This is a genomic window from Dyella sp. NPDC103356, assembly GCF_055584465.1.
The window spans coordinates 423,331-442,275 of record NZ_JBVJLZ010000003.1 but is presented as its reverse complement, the minus strand read 5'-3'; the positions used below and the strand labels follow the sequence as shown (position 1 = coordinate 442,275).

Sequence of the window (18,945 nt, the reverse complement as noted above, 5' to 3'; positions counted from 1 at the left end):
GAGCCAGGTGTTTCCCTGGCGTGACTGTATTATGACAAGAGGATACGACGCCTTTGGCCCGTAGGGGATTAACGCTTGTTTACCGGCTGGGCTGACGAGCGCCCGGTTCTCGCCGATCCGCGAAATCTTGCGTGGCGCCCCATGAAAAACGCCCGCTGAGCGGGCGTTTCTTGCGATGGAGCGGGGGGCAAAGCGGTCAGCGGACGACGGTCACCGGGACATGCGCGCGGGCCAGAACGTCGTCGGAGACCGAGCCGACCAGCCACCGGGCCAGTGCGCCCCGCTCGGTATGACCGATCACGATATGGTCGATGCCGTGGGCATGGATCTGGCCGATCAGGATGTCGCCGGGGCTGCCGTGCAGTACCTCGAGATCCACCAAGGTGTCGGCATCGGGTGCCAGCGCCCTGAGTTCGGCCATCAGTTCGACGGCTCGCTGACCTGAGGTGTCGGTCATGACGAGGGAGGTCGTGTCGGCGCCGCCTTCGATGATCTGCAGCGCCGATACGACGCGTACCCGTCCCTGGGAAAGTCTGGCCAGCTTGATGGCAAAACAAAACGCCCGTTGCGACGACGGCGAACTGTCGTAGCCGACCAGTGAATACTTGAACATGCTGCCTCCATGGCTTCAGGTGTGTACGTCAACTATCGTCAGTCCTCGACCTTATGGCAACGGCGCTCGATATGCGTGTGCTTCGCCTGCTGGTGCTCCTGAATTTTCTTACCGGCATAACCGCCGCCGACTGCACCGGCCACCGTCGCCAGCGTCTTGCCTTTGCCGCCACCCACTTGGTGACCCAGCAGGCCACCGCCGACCGCGCCGATCGCCATGCCCGCGATCTGGTGCTGATCCTTGGGTTGATCCTGGACTTCAACGTTATGGCACACGGTGTGCGAGGCGAATACCGCGGTCGGACTCAGTGCCAGCGCCAGCAAAAAGCCGGCAGCCCATGCTTTCGGGTAATGAGTTTTCATCGCGTCACCTTCTTTTCCAATCAGTGAGATCAGTCTGCTCGGTGGTTTGTTACGGAAAGATCAAAAATCGTACAAGAATGCGATCTCCACATTGCCGTCACCTCCGTCGGGTTGAGCTATACCGACATGAACACGATGGCCGCCCGGTCCGAAGCACAGCAAAAGGGCGGCTCACCTTGGCAAGAGCGACAAAGGAGAGCTTCACATGAGCAAGCGTCATTTCGGTTTGGCAGCACTGCTTCTGTTTTCGGTAACGGGTCTGTCCGCATTGCCGGTGGCACGTGCCCACGCGGCCGATGCGACGGTGGATTGCGACCTGAGGTTCAGCGTCAAGGGTTGGTCGATTCTCTACAAGCATGCCGAAGGCGCCGGCACCATCGTCTGCAATAACGGACAGCGCGCGAACGTCAAGATCAACGTGGTGGGCGGTGGCCTGACGGCGGGCAAATACCGCATCGACGACGGCAAGGGCGCGATCTCGCACGTGCGCTCGATCGACGACGTATTTGGCGATTACGCACAGGCCGGTGCCGACGCCGGCGTGGTCAAGAGCGGCAGCGCCGAAGTACTGACCAAGGGCACCACGTCGCTGGCGCTGTCGGGCACGGGCGAGGGTGTGAACCTTGGCGTGTCGGTGGGCAAGTTCACGATCGAACGCGTTCACTGATCAGGGGATCGACTCCGCTGATGCAAAGGGCGCCGCACAAGCGGCGCCCTTTGTTTTGCGCGTACACTTGAACAGTTTTCCCTACCCCGGAGTAGCTCATGCGTCGCACTATCCTGCTGTTCCTTCTTTCACTCTTCGTGGGCATCGCCGCACCCGCGTTTGCCGATGTCGTCCCTTCGGACATGCCGCAGGTCGGCCAGGTCGCCCCGGATTTCCGCCTGCAGGACCAGAACGGTCACTGGCACACGCCGGCCGATCACAAGGGCCGCTGGCTGGTGATGTATTTCTATCCGAAGGACTTCACCGGAGGGTGCACCACCCAGGTCTGCACGTTCCGCGACGATATCGCCAAGCTGCGCAAGGCCGGTGCAGACGTGGTCGGGGTGAGCCTGGACAACATCCAGTCGCATCAGGCATTCGCCGAGAAGTACCACGTGCCGTTTCCGCTGTTGTCCGATGCCGACCGCAAGGTGGCGACGACTTATGGCGTGCTGACCTCGCAGGGGAGCATGCACTATGCCAAGCGCACCACGTTCCTGATCGACCCGCAAGGCAAGATCGCCAAGGTCTATCAGGACGTCGATCCAGAGAAGAACTCGTCGCAGGTGCTGGCTGATCTGGCGACGTTGAAGGCTGCACCGTAATGCCGTTTGTAAAAGTCCGTAACGACGCGGCTGGCCCGCGTCGTTTCTCGATATGGAGCCTGGCGTTGTGGGTCCTGTTACTGCTGCTCGCCTACGGTGGTTTGCAGTATCTGCAGCACGGTGATTTTCTTTATCTGGGCGCCACCTTTGTCGCGATCGTCGTCTGCGTGGGCGCGATCATGCGTCACGAATGGGCGCGCTCAGCGATGCGTGTCGTTGCGCTCCTGATCGCGCTATATGCGCTGGTCAGCGGTGTAGCGATACTGATGCATTGGAGCGACTTCGACAGCATGCGCCAATCGGCGCAGGCCAATCCGCAGATCGCCGAGGATGTATCGATGCTGCTGGCGCGCACCAAGCGCGTCTACCAGATTGCGCTGGCGATCAAGGCGATCGGCATCGTGTATCTGCTGTGGCTGGCCTGGGTGCTGGGGCGGCCTGCGGTGCGTGCGCAGTTCCATCGGCGGCAGACCCGGTTCAGCCGGGGTTGATACGTCACCGGTTATCGCTGGGCCTCTTTGAGAGTCGTGGAGGCCTTATGCGCCCGATGGCATGTGTTTGGATGCTTGCCCTGGGCGCCACGACCGGCGTCCAGGCGCAGGACCTTGCGTCGGTCTGCCAGGCCAGCAGCAGTTACGACGTCACCTTGCAATCGCAAGGCCTGCTGTTCGATCGCCCGCAGCCGGCACCGTTTCGCGTCGTGCTGCGGGATGGCAGCCTGCAAACCGACGGTCAGGCCGTGACCCTGCGGCTGGACGAGCAGGACCGCCTGTCCTTGTTCGAGCGGCAACTACGCGCGCTCGAACCTCGCGCCAAGGCCGTGGCGCGCAATGGTGTGGACCTGCTTGCCAAGGCCGTGCGCGATGAGACCGCTCAGCTGTCGCTGAGCGCCGAAACCCAGTCGGAACTCGATCGCCGGCTGGCTGCCCGAGCACAGGAACTGAAGCAGCGCATTACCGCGAGCGAGAGCACGCACGATTGGCAGGGGGATATGGCTGACCGCTACGCCAATCAGATCGCCAGCGACATCATGCCGTTGCTGGCCAGCGACCTGGGCCAGCAGGCGGTGAACGCAGCCATCAGCGGCGACCTGCAGGCCGCGGCGAGTCTGCGGGATCGTGCCACCGATCTGGCGACCGAGCTCCGGCCGCGCCTGGAGCAGCGCATGCAGGCCCTGAGGCCGCAATTGCAGGCCTTGTGCCCGGATATCCAGCGCCTGGCGGAGCTCCAGCAGGGGATTCGGGCATCAAACGGTCAGCCTTTGAACCTGATTCATGCAGGCCAATGAAACGGCAGCTGAGCGGACAATAGCCTGAAGGATAGGGGTTTATCTTCGGCTAAGTGCCCGGCAACGAGGATGACAGCCATCGAAACGTTGCGCTCACCGCCAAGGAGGCGGTTCCCGTGTCGCAGGCCGCCCATCTGTTCAACGCACTGATCCGTCGCGGTATCGATGACCGCGCGTTGTATCGGCGTGCCTTGGCACAGGTGCGCGAACCGGGCCTGCGGGCTTTGCTCAACGAAAACGCACAGGCGCTCGATCAGTTGATCGACGATTTGCAGGCGCACGTACGTGCATGGAACAAGGTGCCGGCCTCGCACGGCACGTTGATGGGCGCGGTACGTGGCGCCATGGCCGATGCCACCATTTCTCGTTCGGACCAAAGCCATCGTGACACCGCCTGGGTGCGTTGCCTGGCGCGTTGCGAATGTGCGCTCTGGGACCGCTTCGAGCGCCATGCGAGACGCACGGCCGATAGCGAGATCGCGCAGGTGCTTGATCGCCAGCTGAGCCGGTTGCATCGGGTTCATCTGGATATGCATTGCCTCGCAGGCACGACGCACGGCTAGATTCTCCGCATGCAGCCTGCCGCCAGGGATGTGCTCGATTTCTGGTTCGATCCGGCGCAGCAAGCCCATTGGTTTGAAAAAAGCGATGCGTTCGACGCGCAGATACGCAGCCGTTTCGGTGCGCTGCATCAGCGTGCTGTCGACGGCGAACTCGATAGCTGGACGCTGGAGCCTGACAGCTGGTTGGCCTTGTTGATCGTGCTCGATCAATTCAGCCGCAACCTGTATCGCGAAGACACACGCGCCTATGCGGCCGATGCCAAGGTGTACAGCATGGTGTTGGCGGGATTGGCGCGCGGTGACGATACGCGGTTGTCGTCGTTGCAGCGCGTGTTCGCCTACATACCTTTGGAGCACGCCGAAGATCTGGGCTCACAGAATCATGCAGTAAATCTGTTTGAGCAGCTCTGCGAGGACGTTCCCGTGGGCGAACGGCCGGCATACCTGAACTATCTCGACTACGCGCGCCGCCACCGTGATGTGATTGCGTGTTTCGGTCGGTTCCCGCATCGTAACCAGGTCATGGGTCGTGTTTCGACGGCGGCCGAACTGGCGTATCTTTCGCAGCCATCCGCCGGATTCTGATCGGCGGGGCTAGCGAATGGAAAAGGAGAAAACCATGCGTCGTTTATTTGCCCTTGCGTTGCCCATGCTTCTCAGTATCTCCGTCGCGCATGCCGCCGAGACCTTGCGCGTCGGCAGCCAGGTACTGGCGGTGGGGGACAGTGCGGTACGCGCCATTGGGTTGTTGGGCGACCCGGCCTACAAGGAGCCGGTGGAAAATACCTTCGGCGCGGCGCGCGGTGAGCGCTGGCAGTACCAGATGGGTAACCGCGTCACGACGGTGACGATCATCGGCGGAAAGGTAGCGTCGATCGAGGATCGTTCGCGCTGACTCCTTGCTGCGACGTTCACTTACAAATCTCACGTTTCCCTCTGACTTCACAGCCTTCGGCATCTATGTAGTCTGGTATCGCAGTGAAGGAGCGAGGAGCCATGGATGGCACCGGCGGGCGACAAGCTAAGAACACCGTCGCCCGCCACCCGTGCGCGATGACGCTACGATTGCTGACGACGGTCGCGCTATGGGTGGCATTGGCCCTATTTGCCGACGCGTATGCCAACACGACTTACCGAGTCGGTAGCCACGTGCTGGTGGTTGGTGATGATGCCTCACGCGTCAAAGCCTTGTTGGGCAAGCCGCAAAGTATTTCGCGCGGCACACATATAGGCGGCCGCCTGCCGGGTCAGAACACGAAGCGACGTCATCGAGGCGCGCGGGATCGAAAAGGCCCACGCCGATACCAGGCTACGCGATGGCACTACCGGCTCGACAGCAAGCATGTCGTGGTGACGCTCGTCAGTGGCAGGGTGGTCGATATCGCTAGCGGACGTTGAGTCGCATCCCTTGGCCTGCCTAGGTCATGTGGCGCCGAGCCGCCCGCAATCGGGCAAGCAGCGCCTGTGCCGTCCAGGGTGTGCGCTGCTTCTCCGCATTGCGGATCAATCCTTGCAGGCAGGCGTTGGCATCGGCTCGTAGCCCATGCAATGCGGCAAGCCGTACGACGGCGCCATGCAGTGCATCGACTTCGGTCGCGCGTCCGGCGCGAAGGTCTTCCCAGGTCGACGAACGCGCCTGCGGATCGATGGCCAGCATGCGCGGCGCCAGTTTCAGGAACAACGCGTCAGGCAGCTCCAGCGCGCGTGGAAGCCATGCGGCAGGCAGCGGCGTGAGGCGTGCGACCGGCATGGCGGCAGCTTGGAACGCGTCGAGCGCCTCGCGTTGCACGATCGCCAGGCAGCGTCGCCAGTCGCGCATGGACAGCTCTTGCTTGAGCGGCAGGTCGGACAGCGCATTGATCGCGTTATTGAGATTGAACAGCAGCTTGGCGCGGAGCACGGCGTCCATATCGCTGCGCAATCGCAATGGCAGGCCGGCTCGGGCGAACAAGGGTAGATACGCCTGCAGCGCGGGATCCTCCGCGGCCATCAGCTCGCCGCCCGAGCCCTGATGCAGCACGCCGGGACTGTGCTGCAGTACGTTGAAGGGCACCATGCCGGCCAATACCGTGTGCTGCGGCAAGGCTTCGCGTAAGCGGTTGGCATTTTCCAGCCCATTCTGAAAACTGACGACGATGCTGTGGGCAGCTAGTACGCGCGACAGTTCATGGGCAACTGTGGCCGTTGCCGAAGACTTGACGCAGACGAGGACCAGATCGGCGTCTGCGGCAGCTTCCGGGGAAGTATGGAAGTCCAACTGGTCCATGCGCAGATGACGCTCCCAGCCATGCCAGTCGCTCAGATGCAGTCCGTTTTCCGCCAATGCCTTTGCGGTGGCCGGGCGCCCGATAAATCGCACGGGGGCGTGTTCGAGCAGGCGTCCGCCGAGATAAAGACCGATATTGCCGGCGCCATAGATGACGATGCGCCCGGGTGGGCTCATGCGACAGCTGCCGCCGCCGCCCGCCCGGCGATGCGTCCGGAGAACAGACATCCACCGAGAAAGCTGCCTTCCAGGGCGCGGTAGCCATGCAAGCCGCCTCCGCCGAAACCGGCCGCTTCACCGGCTGCATAAAGGCCAGGTAGAGGAGTGCCCGATGGGTCCAATACGCGCGCATGCAGGTCGGTATGCAGGCCGCCGAGTGTCTTGCGGGTGAGGATGTTGAGACGCACCGCGATCAGCGGACCGTTGGCTGGATCGAGGATGCGGTGCGGCTTGGCGACACGCACCAGCTTGTCGCCGCGATAACGCCGCGCGTTATGGATGGCCATGATCTGACCGTCCTTCGTGTATGGGTTATTGAACTGCAGGTCGCGTGCTTCGATCTCGCGTCGCAGTTGCGCGGCATCGAGCAAGGCGTCGCCGCTGAGCTGGTTCATGCCAGCGACGAGTTCTTCCAGCGTGTTGCGCACAATAAAGTCGCGACCGTGCTGCTTGAACGCCTCGACCGGAGCGGGTGCGTGCTTGCCGACCGCGCGCTTGGCTACCTGGCGCCAACTCTTGCCGGTGAGATCGGGGTTCTGTTCCGAGCCGGACAGGGCGAATTCCTTGCGAATGATCTGCTGGTCCAGAATGAACCAGCTGTAGTCGTAGCCGGTACGGCGCAGGTGTTCGAGCGTTCCCAGGGTATCGAAGCCAGGCCACAGCGGGCCGGGCAGGCGTTTGCCGGTGGCGTCGAACCAGAGCGAGGAGGGGCCGGGCAGGATGCGGATGGCATGCATGGGCCAGATCGGCGCCCAGTTTTCGATGCCCTCGACGTAGTGCCACATGCGGTCGCGATTGATCAGCTGCGCGCCGGCCGCTTCGGTGATGTCGAGCATGCGTCCATCCACATGCGCCGGCACGCCGCAGAGCATGTGCGCTGGCGGCGCGCCCAGTCGTTCGGGCCAGTACTTGCGCACCAGCTCATGGTTCGCGCCGATGCCGCCGGAAGCCACGACCACGGCCTGCGCGCGAAGCTCGAATGCACCCGTGATCTCGCGCGAGCTGGGCTTGCCCCGTTCGACCTTGTCGTCGGCCAGCAAACTGCCACGCACGCCGACGACGGCGCCGCGTTCGACCATCAGCTCATCCACACGGTGACGAAAACCGAACTGCAACTTGCCGCGTGCCTGCGCGTCGCGTGCGCGGCGCACGAAGGGTTCAAGAACACCCGGGCCGGTACCCCAGGTGACATGGAAGCGTGGCACCGAATTACCGTGACCGACCGAACCATGCCCGCCGCGCTCGGCCCAGCCCACGACCGGAAACCAGCGCATGCCCATGTCGTAGAGCCAGCGCCGCTTCTCGCTGGCGGCAAAATCGACATACGCCTCGGCCCAGCGCCGCGGCCAATGATCTTCCGGGCGGTCGAACGCTGCGGTGCCCAGCCAGTCGGTCAGGGCCAGCGCGTGCGAATCCTTCACGCCCATGCGCCGCTGCTCCGGCGAGTCGACGAAGAACAGGCCGCCAAAGGACCAGAACGCCTGACCACCCAGGCTCTGCTCCGGCTCCTGGTCGAGTACCAGTACGCGTTTGCCCGCGTCGGCGGCCTCGGTGGCGGCAACCAGGCCAGCCAGGCCGGCGCCCACCACGATCACGTCGAACGTATCGCTCATGCCATCGATCCCCAGAGTGTCGCTATCCATGGCGACGTTAGCGCGTCGAACGATTGTTTGACTATGGGCGGTGCAGCACGAAAGCGGGGTAGGGGCGGCCATATGCAGCCCATGACCGATGGCAGGGGATGACCGCTGGCCCATGTATCAAACGCGCAAAGGATTAAACCTTTCACCCACGGTGGCGCATCGAAGCGGCACACAGGGCGTCGATCGACGAGCCCGTCCATTTTGGGGAGAACTTAGGTATGCGCATGAAAGCGGGCGTGCTGGTACTGGCGATGGGCTTGGGCTTCGGTCTGCAGGCAAGCGCAATGGATGTCCATGTCAGTGGCGACAGCTGCGGCTATCGCACCGATTACGATGTGCATGTCACCGATGCGGGCATCGGATTCGATCGCGACAGCGGCGTGGCGCAGCATGTTTTCATGCATGACGGTCAAATCAAGATCGACGGGAAGCCGCTTGCTGTTTCCGGCGACGACGCCGAGCGCCTGCGCCAATACGAGGCGCAGGTTCGCGCGCTCCTGCCGGAGGTGGCGAGCATTGCACGCGAAGGGCTGGATATCGGCTTCGGCGCCATCGCTACCGTCACGGCGACGTTTGCCGAGGATCCGGCCGAGCGCAAGCGCATGCTCGACAAGATCAATACCAAGCGGGCCGCGGCGATGCGCGAAATCGACCAGGGCATCGCCAGCGGCATCTGGAAGCAGGATGCGTTGGAACGCACCGTCGAAGAAGGCGTCGGTACGGCGGTTTCCGAACTGGTCGGCACCGTCACCGCCGGCGCCGTATCGGCCGCGTTGAGTGGCGACCAGACCAAGGTCGCCGCGCTTGAGGCGCGCGCCAATTCGCTCGATAAAACCATCGACAAAGAAGTGAATGCGCGCGCCGACAAGCTTGGCCATCGCGCCGAAGCCCTGTGTCCGCGCATGCAGGCCCTGGATGATTTGCAAAAGCGTTTTTCGTTCCGTCTCAGCGACGGTTCGCAGCTCAAGCTGGTGTCGCCCGATCCGGATCATCACGCCAAGGTCGTCGCCTCTTTCTGATCCCCAAAAAAAGCTCTATCAAAACTAGCTGTTAAGGATATCCGCTCCCCCACAGCGTGAATCCATCGCCGCGTCCGTTGCTCACCCCAGACGCGGCGTTTTTTTTTCCGCCATCGGGCGAGGCATCGACGCGGATGCTAGGCTTGTCGAGGTACTCACGACGAGCTGGACTTCGTATGCACGACTACCTCAAGCATCTCAATCTTTCCGAGGGCGCGATCGCCGTCATCATCAATCTGATCGCTGCGCTGGTGATCCTCGTGGTGGGCCTGTGGGCGGCCAGGCGCGTGACCAATTTCGCCGGGCGTGCGATGGGGCGGGCGAGCTTTGATCCAACATTGATCGGCTTTCTGCGCAACCTGATCTACGGCGCGCTGATCGCGATGATCATCGTGGCCGTGCTGACCAAGGCTGGCGTTCCGTTCGCGCCGATGGCCGCAGCGCTCGGTGCTGCGAGTCTGGCGATTGGCTTGTCGTTGCAGGGCTCGCTGAGCAACCTGGCCTGGGGCGTGCTGTTGATTCTGTTTCGGCCGTTCCGTGTGGGCGACTTTATCCATGCCGGCGGTATCGACGGCACTGTCGAAAGTATCAATCTGATGCATACCGTGTTGGTGCTGTCGGACAACCGCGAGGCGGTGGTACCCAATGCCAAGATCGGCGGCGACGCCATCATCAATTTCAATCGACGCGGCACGCGTCGGTTCGAATTGCGCGTGGGTATCGGCTACCAGGACGATATCGGCAAGGCGATGGCGTTGGTCGAAGCGCTTTTTCAAGCCGATGAGCGCATCCTCAAGGAGCCTGCGCCGGGTGTCTATACCGAAGCGCTGGCAGACAGCTCGGTGAATCTGCTATTGCGTGCGTTCACGAATACCGGGGATTTCTGGGCGACGCAGACGGATCTGTTGCGTCGCGTGAAAGAACGCTTTGATGCAGAGGGCATCACCATTCCGTTTCCGCAGCGGGAGTTGCGGGTGGTGCAGGGGCAACTGCCGGAAAGCAAGGAGGCAGCCCGCTAGGCGGTAAAAATAGGACCACGTTTCTTCGGCGCAGCTTCAAGAGCTCGAACAACCTCAGTCTTCATCGTCATCCCGGCGAAGGCCGGGATCGACTCCTCAACGTGGCCGCTTGCCAAACGCTATCTGAAAAACGAGAACTGAGGAGTGGATCCCGGCCTTCGCCGGGATGACGAAAAGGAGAAGGCGACCGAGTTTCTCTAAGGTCACCTCCGGCCATCGCTCTACTGCAAACTGACACTCCGCCGATTGTCATCGGAAACCCGATCGATCAGCTTGTTGTAAGGGTCGATACCCGCCGTGGCCGGCACACCATCGACCTCGACGGTGATCGTGCTGTCGCCCTTGGGTACATCGCGCTTTTGCAGATAAAGCGGCTTGCCTTCCTGGCCGTTCCCCGGCGAGGCGGCGAACACGCCGATGTCGAGCGGAATGCCCGGGTCGGCATCAGTTTCCTTGCCCTTGCCGTCGACGTAGATCTTGCCGGCATGCACTTTGAGCGTGACCTGATACTTGCCGTTGGGCAGCTTCTTGGCCGTCGCTTCGGTCATGCGGTTGTCGTACAGCGTGATCTTCCAGAAGAAATCGTCCAGCACCGGATGCCACTTCGGATCGACCGAGGCACGCAGGCTGTCCATGAATTCCTGTGACGTCGTATACGGCGGTTGCTGGAACTGCTTGGCTTCCAGGAAGCGCTTGAGCACGCCGTTGAAGGTGCCTTCGCCGATATAGTCCTTCAGCGCGTAGAAGATCAGCGAGCCCTTGCGGTAGTGGATGTACTGCTGGTTTTCCACCTTGGCCAGGGGTTCTTCGGCCACCGCTTCACCCGCGCGACCGCCCAGGTAGGCGTCGAGTTCGTACTTGAGGAACTTGCGCATCTGATTGGCGCCGTAGCGATGCTCCATCACCATCAACGCCGAATACTGCGCCAGCGACTCGCTGAGCATGGTCGAGCCCTGCATGTTCGCGCCGATCACCTGATGCGCCCACCATTGATGCGCCACTTCGTGCGCGGTGACGTAGTACGGATAGTCGATCTTCGAGGTGTCGCGCAGGTCGGCGATAAAGCCGATCGATTCGGAGAACGGAATCGTATTGGCGAAGGACTGCGCAAAGCTGGCGTAGTTGGGGAACTCCAGGATGCGTACCTGGCGAAACTGATAGGGCGTGTAGTTGGCGTCGTAGTAGGCCAATGCGTCCTTTACGCCCTCGATCATCCGGTCGACATTCCAGGAGTGCGCGGGGTTGTAGTAGACCTCGATCGCAATGTCCTTGAAATGGTCGCGTTTGACCGCGTAACGCGCCGACAGCCATGCTGCAAACGGCAGCATCGGCTTGTCCATAACGTAATGGAAGTAATGGCGGCCGTTGGCGGTCCATTCCTTCTGCAGGTAACCCGGCGCCAGCGCGATCTGATCGGCGGAGGTCGAGACCGTCGTGTCGAAGGCCAGCCAATCGGCATCGTTGGCGATGTAGTTGTTAGCGCGCGCTTTTTCGTCGCCCAGCTTAGGCATCCGCGGCACCTCGGCCGACAAGCCATACTTGCGGCGGTCGTTGCGGTCGGTGATCTGCTGGCCGTCCTGGTAGCCGAATTTCGGCAGCACGCCACTATTGACGAACGTGCCATTGCCCGCCAGGAACTGGCCTTCGGGGCTATTGGTAAAGCCCTTGGGGGCATATTCCATGTCGAAATCGAAATCCATCGACGCACCGGGCGCGAGCGGGGTCTTCAGTCGATAGATGGCGTAGCCGAGCTTCTTGTCGTCGATCACCACGTCATGCGGCGCGAAGTTCAGCGACTTCATGGTGAAGTCGTTATCGGTATTCACGTGCAAATCGCTGATGGGTTGGTCGTGCTTGTTGGTCAGCGTGTAGTGGACACGAAATTCGATCCTGCGCGGCTCGTCCGGATAGATGTCGACATCCGCCTTTATTGCCGCCACTCGCGGCTGCGGCATGTTGCGGTACTTGGCGTACAGCTTTTCGTAGTCGGCGTGCTCGATCTTTTCCGCTTCGCTGTTCTTGTAGTGGTTGAGCACATTGGTGTTGTAGAAGATCCAGATCCCGCTGCCGATAAACGCCAATAATGCCGCGGTGATGGCGATCTTCATCGGCGCGCGCAGACGCTGGCGCGCTTCACGTAGGCGCTGATGCCACGTCTGGTCGGTGCCGCGCACCCAGAAAAGCGAGGCCAGGCACAGCAGGATGGTCGCGCAGCAGGCCCAGTAAAAATCGAACCACAGCGTGGCTTTCATGAAATGCCCGTATCCGTTCATATCGGAGTAGGGCAGTTCCGGCGTGCCGCCGTAGGTGTAGAGGTTGTGGTCCCAGTGCAGGAAGCCGAAGCCGATCAGCCAGATGAACCACAGGATCGTCAACAGGTAACCGAGGAACTTGTTGTTCGAGATCACCTGCAGAAACAGCGCAAGCGCACCCAGCAGCAAGAAGGGAACGGCGTTCAGCAGCAACTGGCTTCGATAGAGCGACAGCTCCAGCTGGGTATAGCCATGAGCAAGTTGCCAAACGATGGCGACCAGCGAACCGGTCACCAGGAACACGACGATGACGACGGTCAATGCCATCAACTTCGACAGCAAGGTGACCCAGTTCGGCAGTGGATAGGTATCGCTTACTTCGGCAACACGCAGGCTGCGGTCGCGCCAGACCAGCTCGCCCGCATAGAAAGTGACGATGATATAGAGCAGCCAGTGAAAGGCGCCACGCACGATTTCCAGCATCTGATGCGTGACCGGATAGGTCGGCGTGCCATAGATCTGGCCGGAAAAAATCAGCGATGGGATCAGGTTCGCAAGGCCGAGCACCAGCATGATCAGGAAGGGCACGCCGGTCAGCACGCTCATGGTGTCGAACATGAACAGCTTGCTGAGTTGCGCACGGTGGGCGCGCGCGTCATCGCGTAACTGCACTTTGGGCAGGCTCAACTCGCCGGCGTGCTGCGGGCGCAGGATCGGTGGCTCACTGCGTTTCTTTTTCCGTTGCGGTAGCTGCACGCCTTCGCGGTTGGCGCGGAACAACCAGAACGCCGCCGCAAACATCACCAGCGCGACGCCGATCCAGATCAGGCGATTGAACAGCAGCAACCCGTCAATCGGTGGCAGTTGATGATTGAACTGGTCGGCCGACCAGTAGCGGGTGGCCAGGCCGACGGTGCGAACGCCAAAGGGGTCCAGCAGGGCAGCGACAGTGTGGTTGTTGATGTCCTGCGTCAGCCGCCCGGAGATGACGAACAGCACGAAGAACACGATCACGCCGATATAAGTGGCGAGTAACGAGCGGGTCGCCGTGGCCAATAAAAACAGCAGCGCCGCGATCAGCAACATGTCCGGGAGCACGATGACAGCCATGCCCCAGGCATAGCCGCCAAAGCTGAAGGGGCCCATTCGTACGGGGTCGATCCATGGCATGGCACCGCCCAGGGCGATGCCGATGGCGCAGACCACCATCACGGCCAGCGTCGTCATGTACCCGGCGAGAAAGCGCCCTCCCAGATAGGCTCCGCGGCTGACTGGTGTCGTGAAGACAAGCTCCGACGTGCGCATATCGAAATCGCGCAGCGCCGATGTCGCAATGAACGCGGTGACCAGGAACATGCTGATCACGGACAACGTGCCGAGCAGGCGCGCGATCACCATCGGCGCGTTGCGCAGCACATTGCCGCTGGCGCCGCCGAGGGCTACCGCATCGCTGCTGGCGATCAGGAAAGCTACAGCGCCATAAGCGAGCGCAATCACCCAGAACAACGGTGATTTCAGCTGCTGGCGTAGCTCGAAACGAAAGATTTCGAAGAGCATGGGTGCGTCCTTGTCCGGCGCCGGTCAGGCGGTCTTGGCCGCGGCCTGCTTGCGCAGTTCGCCGAAATAGACGTCTTCGAGATCGGGCGATACCGTTTCGAAACCTTCGCCGGGCGAGCTGTCCGCCAGCACGTGGATTTGCGTACGGCCACCGGTCAGGCGGGTGGAAAGGATGTTCATGCGTGCGCGATAGCCGTCCAGTTCGGACTTGTCGATCGAGCGTCGCCACACACGCCCGTCGAGGGCGCGGATGGTTTCCAGCGGTTCGCCGCTGAGCAACACCTCGCCCTGGCCGATGATCGCCATGCGCGGGCACAGGTCGGTAACGTCCTCGACGATATGCGTGGAAAGAATCACCACCACCCGTTCGCCAATTTCGGCGAGCAGGTTAAGAAAGCGGTTGCGTTCTTCCGGGTCGAGGCCGGCGGTGGGTTCGTCGACGATGACCAGACGCGGATCGCCGATCAGCGCCTGGGCGATGCCGAAGCGTTGCCGCATGCCGCCGGAATACGTGCCGAGCTTGCGCTTGCGTACGTCCCAGAGATTCACCTGTCGGAGCAAGGCCTCGACCAGCTCGCGTCGTTCGCGCTTATGGGTCACGCCCTTGAGCACCGCAAAGTGATCGAGCATGGCCTCGGCGGAGACCTTCGGGTACACCCCAAATTCCTGCGGCAGGTAGCCGAGCAGGCGGCGGGTGGCCTGCTTGTCGGCCAGCAGGTCCTGTCCGTTGAGCGTGATGCTGCCCGCATCCGGATCCTGCAGCGTCGCGATGGTACGCATCAGCGAGGATTTGCCCGCCCCGTTGGGGCCGAGCAGCCCGAACATGCCGTGCGGAATGTCCAAGGAAACCTGGCGTAAAGCCTTGACTCCATTGGCATACGTCTTGGACAGATCGCGGATGTTGAGCATGACACCACCTGGGAGGCCGCGATGGCGGCGTTACAGCCAGCTTAGAGGGCGCGCGGGCGGGCGGCATGCGCTTAAGGTCATGGGAGGGGTGGGGCGTAGGAGGGATCAAGGTGAGAGGTGAGAGCGAGCGGGCTCCGGCAATCTGGCTGCTTTTACTCACTCCCTGACTCCTTAGACTCCTCTCAACGCGGGAGGACTCGGGGCTCGGTGGCCCTCCGTACCTACCCGCATGGCAGATATTCCGCCATTCGTATCGATCCAAGTCCTCCGGAAGGGGCGGCTGTTCGCTATTATGTGAGGCCTTGCGGCCGCCATCCCCGAGCGGTGCGCCACCCAAGTATCCGCAGGAGAAATCATGGCCGACCTGAAAGAAGCGCGAGTCCCCGATATCGGCCAGGCCGATGTGCCGGTGATCGAAGTGATGATCAAACCGGGCGACAAGGTCGCCAAGGAACAGAGCCTGATCACGCTGGAATCGGACAAGGCGACGATGGAGGTGCCCGCGCCGTTCGCAGGTACGGTCAAGGAAGTGAAGCTGAAGGTGGGCGACGAGGTGTCCGAAGGCACCGTGATCGCCATCATCGAGGCTGAAGACGGCGCCGCCGCGCCCGCACCGCAGGCCGCAGCTCCGGCGCCCGCCCCGGCACCGGCACCCGTCGCTGCCAAGGCGGCCGAGCCGGCCAAGAGTGCGCCTGCCCCCGCTCCGGCGGCCGGCGGCGGTGCGGTCCGCGAAGCCAAGGTGCCCGATATCGGCAGCACCGGCGTGCCGGTGATCGAAGTGCTGGTCAAGGTCGGGGACACCGTTGCCAAGGACCAGGGCCTGATCACGCTCGAATCGGACAAGGCCACGATGGAAGTGCCCGCCCCGTTCGGTGGCGTGGTCAAAGAATTGAAGGTCAAGCTGGGTGACGAGTTGTCCGAAGGCGATGTGATCGCCTTGATCGAGTCGTCCGAGGGCGGTGCGGCTCCCGCGCCAGCCCCGGCTCCGGCAGCCGCCCCGGCGGCGGCACCCAAGGTCGAAGAAAAGCCCGCGCCGATCGGCGGCCGCAGCATCCTGCCGGGCAATGCGCCCGAAGGCGATGTACCGCCGCAGGCCCGTCCGCCGTTCGACGCTGGCATCGTGATGCCGGGCGATGCGCCGTATGCCAGCCCCGCTATCCGCGCTTTCGCGCGTGAGCTGGGTGTGGACGTGCACCAGGTGAAGGGCTCGGGCCGCGGTGGCCGTATCGTGCGCGAAGACGTCAGCGCCTATGTGAAGCATGCGCTGGCGTCGGGCGCGCGTCCGGTGACGGGCGGCGCGGCGGTCGGCGGTGGCGGCGGTCTGAACCTGCTGCCGTGGCCGAAGGTCGACTTCGCCAAGTTCGGCGAGATCGAAGAAAAGCCGCTGTCGCGCATCCAGAAGATTTCCGGCGCTAACCTGGCGCGCAACTGGGCGATGATTCCACACGTCACCCAGCACGAAGATGCCGATATCACCGAGCTCGAAGCCTTCCGCAAGAAGCTTGGCGAAGAGAACAAGGATCTGAAGGTCACTCCGCTGGTGTTCCAGATCAAGGCGGTGGTCGCGGCGCTGAAGAAATTCCCGCAGTTCAACGCCTCGCTCGACGAAAGCGGCGAGAAGCTGATCCTCAAGAAGTACTTCCACATCGGCATCGCGGTGGATACGCCCGATGGCCTGGTGGTGCCGGTGATCCGCGATTGCGACAAGAAGGGTCTGCTCGACCTCGCGCTGGAGCTGGGCGAGATCTCCAAGAAGGCGCGCGACAAGAAGCTCGGTCCGGCCGACATGTCCGGCGGCTGCTTCTCGATTTCCTCGCTGGGCGGCATTGGCGGCACGTCGTTCACGCCGATCGTCAATGCGCCGGAAGTGGCGATCCTGGGTGTGTCCAAGGCATCCACCAAGCCGGTCTGGAACGGCAAGGAATTCTCGCCGCGCCTGATCCTGCCGCTGTCGCTGTCCTACGACCATCGCGTGATTGACGGCGCGCTTGCCGCGCGTTTCGCGTCCTTCCTGGCCACGCAGCTGGGCGACATCCGTCGCCTGTTGCTCTGACCGGGGGATTCGAATCATGGCGAACACGATCGAAATCAAAGTCCCCGACATCGGCGGCCACGATGGCGTGCCGGTGATCGAAGTACTGGTCAACGTCGGCGACAAGGTCGAGAAAGAACAGAGCCTGATCACCCTCGAGTCGGACAAGGCGACGATGGAGATTCCCTCCAGCGCTGCCGGCGTGATCAAGGAACTCAAGCTCAAGGTAGGCGACGAAGTTTCCGAAGGCGCGGTGATTGCCGTGCTGGAAACGTCGGACGCTGCTGCTCCGGCGCCCGCTCCGGCGGCACCGTCACCGGCAGCCGCCGCTCCCAAGGCAGCTGCCCCCGCACCTGCCCCCGCTGCCGCTCCGGCGCCGAAGGCTGCCGGTGCCAGCGGCCGCGCGGCGGACATCGAATGCCAGTTGCTCGTGCTCGGTTCGGGTCCTGGCGGCTACACCGCTGCGTTCCGTGGCGCCGACGTGGGCCTGGATACGGTGCTGGTCGAACGCTATGAAACGCTCGGTGGCGTCTGCCTCAATGTCGGTTGCATTCCGTCCAAGGCGCTGCTGCATGCCGCGGCGGTGATCGACGAAGCCGAGGCGATGGCCGCCCACGGCGTGAGCTTCGGCAAGCCGAAGATCGATATCGACAAGCTGCGCAGTTTCAAGAGCAAGGTCGTTGGTCAGCTGACCGGCGGCTTGGGCACCATGGCCAAGCAGCGCAAGGTGCGCACCGTGCAGGGCGTGGGCAGTTTCGTGTCGCCCAACGAACTGGAAGTGGAAGGCAAGGACGGCAAGAAGCTGATCCGTTTCGAGAAGGCGGTGATCGCTGCCGGCTCGCAGTCGGTGCGCCTGCCGGCATTCCCGTGGGACGACGAGCGCATCATGGATTCGACCGGTGCGCTTGAGCTGAAGGACGTGCCGAAGAAACTGTTGGTTGTCGGCGGCGGCATCATCGGCCTGGAAATGGCGACGGTGTACGCAGCGCTGGGCAGCGAAGTGACCGTGGTCGAGTTCATGGACCAGATCATTCCCGGTGCCGATGCCGACCTGATCAAGCCGCTGGCCAAGCGCCTGGCGAGCAAGGTCAAGGGCATCCACCTCAAGACCAAGGTGGTCGAGGCCAAGGCCACCAAGAAAGGCATCGAAGTCAGCTACGAAGGCGAGAACATCCCCGAAACCACGCTGTTCGATCGCGTACTGGTGTCGGTCGGCCGCTCGCCGAACGGCAACAAGATCGGTGCCGACAAGGCGGGTGTGGCGGTGACCGAACGCGGCTTTATCAATGTCGATACGCAGATGCGTACCAACGTGCCGCATATCTTCGCCATTGGCGATCTGGTCGGTCAGCCGATGCTGGCGCACAAGGCCACGCACGAGGCCAAGGTCGCGGCCGAAGTCGCCGCGGGCATGAAGACGCATTTCGATGCACGGGTGATCCCCTCGGTGGCCTATACCGATCCGGAAATCGCCTGGGTTGGCGTGACCGAGCGTGAGGCGAAGGAAAAGGGCCTGAAGATCGGCGTGGGCAAATTCCCATGGGCCGCCAGCGGCCGCGCGATCGGCATCGACCGCACCGAAGGCTTTACCAAGCTGCTGTTCGACGAAGAAACACATCGCGTGGTCGGCGGCGGCATCGTCGGTCCGCATGCGGGCGATCTGATTTCGGAAGTCGCCCTGGCGATCGAGATGGGTTCGGAAGCGGCCGATATTGGCCTGACCATCCATCCGCATCCGACCTTGAGCGAATCGGTCGGCATGGCGGCGGAAGCCTATGAAGGCACCATCACCGACCTGTACATGCCGAAGAAGAAAAAGTAAGCACAGGTCGATTCGATTGACGACCTTCGAAGCCCCCATGGATCTGACGATCGATGGGGGCTTTTTACGT

18 protein-coding genes are annotated in these 18,945 nt (G+C 62.4%); 12 read left to right on the top strand and 6 right to left on the bottom strand.

Annotation, left to right across the window (positions count from 1 at the left end):
* Positions 1-196: 196 nt before the first annotated feature.
* A complete protein-coding gene (locus tag ACZ6WW_RS08875) occupies positions 197-613 on the bottom strand; it encodes a universal stress protein (RefSeq protein WP_465273874.1) in 417 nt (138 codons plus the stop codon).
* A 38-nt stretch (positions 614-651) separates the two neighbouring features.
* Positions 652-975, bottom strand: a complete 324-nt coding sequence (locus ACZ6WW_RS08870) for a glycine zipper 2TM domain-containing protein (RefSeq protein ID WP_281850554.1) — start codon at positions 973-975, stop codon at positions 652-654.
* 205 nt (positions 976-1,180) lie between these two features.
* Between ACZ6WW_RS08870 and ACZ6WW_RS08865 the strand changes: the two genes are divergently transcribed.
* From ACZ6WW_RS08865 to ACZ6WW_RS08830, 8 genes are all read left to right on the top strand, one after another.
* Positions 1,181-1,642 carry a hypothetical protein gene (locus tag ACZ6WW_RS08865; RefSeq protein ID WP_465273873.1) on the top strand — a complete coding sequence of 154 codons (462 nt, stop codon included), beginning with the start codon at positions 1,181-1,183 and terminating at the stop codon, positions 1,640-1,642.
* A 98-nt stretch (positions 1,643-1,740) separates the two neighbouring features.
* Positions 1,741-2,286: a peroxiredoxin gene (locus ACZ6WW_RS08860; protein WP_465273872.1), complete on the top strand. Its 546-nt coding sequence runs from the start codon at positions 1,741-1,743 to the stop codon at positions 2,284-2,286.
* Positions 2,286-2,777 carry a hypothetical protein gene (locus tag ACZ6WW_RS08855; protein WP_465273871.1) on the top strand — a complete coding sequence of 164 codons (492 nt, stop codon included), beginning with the start codon at positions 2,286-2,288 and terminating at the stop codon, positions 2,775-2,777. The genes ACZ6WW_RS08860 and ACZ6WW_RS08855 overlap by 1 nt, the downstream gene beginning before the upstream one ends.
* Positions 2,778-2,824: 47 nt before the next feature.
* Positions 2,825-3,574 (top strand): DUF2884 family protein, encoded by a 750-nt coding sequence (locus ACZ6WW_RS08850; protein WP_465273870.1) that lies wholly within the window; start codon positions 2,825-2,827, stop codon positions 3,572-3,574.
* 116 nt (positions 3,575-3,690) lie between these two features.
* A complete protein-coding gene (locus ACZ6WW_RS08845; RefSeq protein WP_465273869.1) occupies positions 3,691-4,137 on the top strand; it encodes a DUF2383 domain-containing protein in 447 nt (148 codons plus the stop codon).
* A 9-nt stretch (positions 4,138-4,146) separates the two neighbouring features.
* Complete coding sequence (locus ACZ6WW_RS08840) at positions 4,147-4,722, top strand: DUF924 family protein (RefSeq protein WP_465273868.1); 576 nt, start codon at positions 4,147-4,149, stop codon at positions 4,720-4,722.
* Between the two features lie 34 nt (positions 4,723-4,756).
* Complete coding sequence (locus ACZ6WW_RS08835; RefSeq protein ID WP_465273867.1) at positions 4,757-5,032, top strand: DUF2845 domain-containing protein; 276 nt, start codon at positions 4,757-4,759, stop codon at positions 5,030-5,032.
* 101 nt (positions 5,033-5,133) lie between these two features.
* On the top strand, positions 5,134-5,535 hold the full coding sequence (locus ACZ6WW_RS08830) for a hypothetical protein (protein WP_465273866.1): 402 nt from the start codon (positions 5,134-5,136) through the stop codon (positions 5,533-5,535).
* A gap of 19 nt (positions 5,536-5,554) precedes the next feature.
* Here the strand turns inward: ACZ6WW_RS08830 and ACZ6WW_RS08825 are convergent, their stop codons facing one another.
* Both ACZ6WW_RS08825 and ACZ6WW_RS08820 read right to left on the bottom strand, forming a co-directional pair.
* A complete protein-coding gene (locus ACZ6WW_RS08825; RefSeq protein WP_465273865.1) occupies positions 5,555-6,580 on the bottom strand; it encodes a 2-dehydropantoate 2-reductase in 1,026 nt (341 codons plus the stop codon).
* Positions 6,577-8,235, bottom strand: coding sequence for an FAD-binding dehydrogenase (locus tag ACZ6WW_RS08820; protein ID WP_465273864.1), 1,659 nt, complete (start codon positions 8,233-8,235; stop codon positions 6,577-6,579). Before ACZ6WW_RS08820 ends, ACZ6WW_RS08825 begins: the two co-directional genes overlap by 4 nt.
* Before the next feature lie 248 nt (positions 8,236-8,483).
* Here ACZ6WW_RS08820 and ACZ6WW_RS08815 point away from each other — a divergent pair, with 248 nt between their 5' ends.
* Both ACZ6WW_RS08815 and ACZ6WW_RS08810 read left to right on the top strand, forming a co-directional pair.
* Positions 8,484-9,284, top strand: coding sequence for a DUF2884 family protein (locus tag ACZ6WW_RS08815; protein WP_281850543.1), 801 nt, complete (start codon positions 8,484-8,486; stop codon positions 9,282-9,284).
* Between the two features lie 176 nt (positions 9,285-9,460).
* Entirely contained in the window at positions 9,461-10,303 is an 843-nt protein-coding gene (locus ACZ6WW_RS08810; RefSeq protein ID WP_465273863.1) for a mechanosensitive ion channel family protein, read from the top strand.
* A 221-nt stretch (positions 10,304-10,524) separates the two neighbouring features.
* On the opposite strand, the gene ACZ6WW_RS08805 is transcribed toward ACZ6WW_RS08810, so the two are convergent.
* Positions 10,525-14,112: an ABC transporter permease/M1 family aminopeptidase gene (locus ACZ6WW_RS08805; protein WP_465273862.1), complete on the bottom strand. Its 3,588-nt coding sequence runs from the start codon at positions 14,110-14,112 to the stop codon at positions 10,525-10,527.
* Between the two features lie 24 nt (positions 14,113-14,136).
* A complete protein-coding gene (locus ACZ6WW_RS08800) occupies positions 14,137-15,021 on the bottom strand; it encodes an ABC transporter ATP-binding protein (protein WP_281850540.1) in 885 nt (294 codons plus the stop codon).
* 355 nt (positions 15,022-15,376) lie between these two features.
* Here ACZ6WW_RS08800 and aceF point away from each other — a divergent pair, with 355 nt between their 5' ends.
* Both aceF and lpdA read left to right on the top strand, forming a co-directional pair.
* Positions 15,377-17,074, top strand: coding sequence for a dihydrolipoyllysine-residue acetyltransferase (gene aceF / locus ACZ6WW_RS08795; protein WP_465273861.1), 1,698 nt, complete (start codon positions 15,377-15,379; stop codon positions 17,072-17,074).
* A gap of 16 nt (positions 17,075-17,090) precedes the next feature.
* Positions 17,091-18,875 carry a dihydrolipoyl dehydrogenase gene (gene lpdA, locus ACZ6WW_RS08790; protein ID WP_465273860.1) on the top strand — a complete coding sequence of 595 codons (1,785 nt, stop codon included), beginning with the start codon at positions 17,091-17,093 and terminating at the stop codon, positions 18,873-18,875.
* Positions 18,876-18,945: the final 70 nt, after the last annotated feature.